This window comes from Opitutales bacterium (assembly GCA_013215165.1).
In the GTDB taxonomy this organism is placed as follows: Bacteria; Verrucomicrobiota; Verrucomicrobiia; order Opitutales; family JABSRG01; genus JABSRG01.
In genome coordinates, this window is the sequence record JABSRG010000129.1 from 1 (window position 1) to 2,286 (window position 2,286).

Annotated in this window: 4 protein-coding genes; 1 reads left to right on the top strand and 3 read right to left on the bottom strand. The window is 49.1% G+C overall.

Annotation, left to right across the window (positions count from 1 at the left end):
* The first annotated feature begins 545 nt into the window (after positions 1–545).
* Positions 546–1,091: a hypothetical protein gene (locus tag HRU10_15270; protein NRA28593.1), complete on the top strand. Its 546-nt coding sequence runs from the start codon at positions 546–548 to the stop codon at positions 1,089–1,091.
* A 111-nt stretch (positions 1,092–1,202) separates the two neighbouring features.
* Here the strand turns inward: HRU10_15270 and HRU10_15275 are convergent, their stop codons facing one another.
* The 3 genes from HRU10_15275 to HRU10_15285 form a co-directional block, all read right to left on the bottom strand.
* Entirely contained in the window at positions 1,203–1,349 is a 147-nt protein-coding gene (locus tag HRU10_15275; GenBank protein NRA28594.1) for a hypothetical protein, read from the bottom strand.
* A complete protein-coding gene (locus tag HRU10_15280) occupies positions 1,294–1,701 on the bottom strand; it encodes a GTP cyclohydrolase I FolE2 (GenBank protein ID NRA28595.1) in 408 nt (135 codons plus the stop codon). The genes HRU10_15275 and HRU10_15280 overlap by 56 nt, the downstream gene beginning before the upstream one ends.
* Before the next feature lie 303 nt (positions 1,702–2,004).
* A complete protein-coding gene (locus HRU10_15285) occupies positions 2,005–2,220 on the bottom strand; it encodes a hypothetical protein (GenBank protein ID NRA28596.1) in 216 nt (71 codons plus the stop codon).
* Between the last annotated feature and the right edge of the window lie 66 nt (positions 2,221–2,286).

Sequence of the window (2,286 nt, forward strand, 5' to 3'; positions counted from 1 at the left end):
GTCATATACGAATGCGTGAACAAGAAGGCAGCGCTTGAGACAGGACTCCTTTCTGCACCGAAGCCTGGTAAGCTTCAATAAAGAGTGCGTATGGAAGTCAGACTGACTTGGACTCCTCAATCAATGCCAACTTCTGCTTGCTACTAAACCTTACAACCATCACACAAAGTTGAAACTTTGAATCTAATTGACAAACCGCCTTCTCATGGAAGGCGATGGCGATAACCCTTTACAGGGCACATGACCTTTAGTGTCTACAATTATATTCCTACCCTTTTTAAAATCTCCGCAGCATAATGTCATCTTTGGCATTAGATGAGTAATGAGTAAGTATTTGATCAAAGATTATCCCAGTCGCACACTTCCTACTGATAGTCACTGAGTAGAAAACTGCCGTTTCAATTTCAACAACCAACCCACACCAGTGGGGCAGAAAATACCCAGCCTGAGTGAGAAGCGATATAATAGGACATTGGTATCTGAAAGATCTAGGAGAACCTTTTCTGAATATCTTGAACTGCGATCCGAGCGAGCGTGAGAAAATTGTGCGCGAACTGAAGGAGCGCTATGACCGCAGCTACTTTCATGAAGAATATCTCTCAGGTCGGGACGAGGTAGAAAGGACATTGTATCGGCTCTTTAAAGACAGAGGTGGAAAACCGCAGATAGAAAGACCGGTTTATTGCTTCTTGGGGTTAAACCCATCTGAGCTAATTTATAGTCGCCGCGAATATTATGATTTCAAATTCTTCAAGATCGAGGACATACCCAGTGAAGTAATTTCATTCACTTACCCAGGAAGTATCGCCTCAATCCAGATAGCTGAGCAAGAAAGAGCGAAAGAGTTTCGATCTGCCTACCATGGGAAACTCTATCTGAAAGACGAAATTCACGATGCAATCGAGGAGTTCGGTATGCCTGGAATCGATTTCATTCCGATTGGGTCTCGGCAGCATGATGTATTGGTAGAGGCTCAGGTTTGGAGTATATCCATATTCGATGAGATTGATGAAGTCTCCGATGTGGAAGCGTCCTTCCTACCCTGGATTACCAATCCACCGAAAGAACGTGCCGGCCTCAAGAAAGACTAGGTTTCAGATAAAAAAATTTCCTTCTGTGCACTTATCCATTAGCGCTGGACGGTAGTAGGTTGGGCGCCCTGGCCAAGCAGGACATCACCCCAAAACTGGTGTGCCATCAAGCTAGCGCCGATACTGATAAGAGACGTTTTGTTGCTCGAGTGCTGCGAGCATGAGGCGTTGCCAGGCGTCTTGATACGCCATGATGGCGTCCTCATCTACGGGGGTAATGAGGGCTACGGAGTCGTCCGCGGGGAGAAAAAAAGTCACGCAAAACAGGTTCCAGCGCATCCAAGGAAAATAGCTGGTCCTTATGGTCGTAGAACGAACGGACGATACGTGACATATTGATGCCCTTTCGGCCCCCGGGGTAGGGGACAGATCCAAGTATAGACGCCTCGAGCGTGATCTCGGAGTCACCAGGCCGTGCAAACCTGAGCGGGAGTCGAAAATTCGACACGCCCACTTGAGCTATCGGCGCATCGGCCTTCACAACCGCAGGACGCCCATTATTTTTGGGGTCGGGCAGCGTCTCCCTGTATGCATCGTCCGTCGCAAACTGCGCGTCATAGGCGCGATTCAGTGACGATGTTGGAGGCATTGGATGAGTATCGTTGGACATGAGAAACCTCCAAAGATGTCCAAGGCCTCGATGACATGCAAGATTCGAGGCGCATTTGAATCGGGCCATGCATATTGTTCAATTTGCCCTTCAGCGCGATAGAGCTCAGCCTTCCAGTGGCTTCTATGATTGATCGGGAGGGCCACGCTTTATCGTGACGCATTGCCCAAAAGGCCCGATAGTCCAACCACTTCGGAGTTTCCCACAGGGCAACTGGGAGCGCCAAGTTCCAGCTAGGCTACAAGTGCCCAAACTAACCAGAACCTCCGCAAAGCGACAAAGGGCTCAAGTTAGCAACTGGACTCATTCACAGCCGGGCTTCTTCACATCAGGCTTCAGCGGCTTCACAGCAACCTTACGGGTGAGACCAGATCCAAGGAAAGCTGATTTTGAACCCAGATCATATACGTAGAGTGATGGCGAGAGCCATTGCTTGACCAGGGCTTTAACCCGCTCGACGGCAATCGCTCGCGCGATCACCCTACAAAACATCCGTGTGCCTCGCACCTCTGGTCCCATGGCGTCATCCAAAGCTCGTTGAGTTGGGATGTCGTTGGAACCCGAAACATAAACCAATCAATCAAC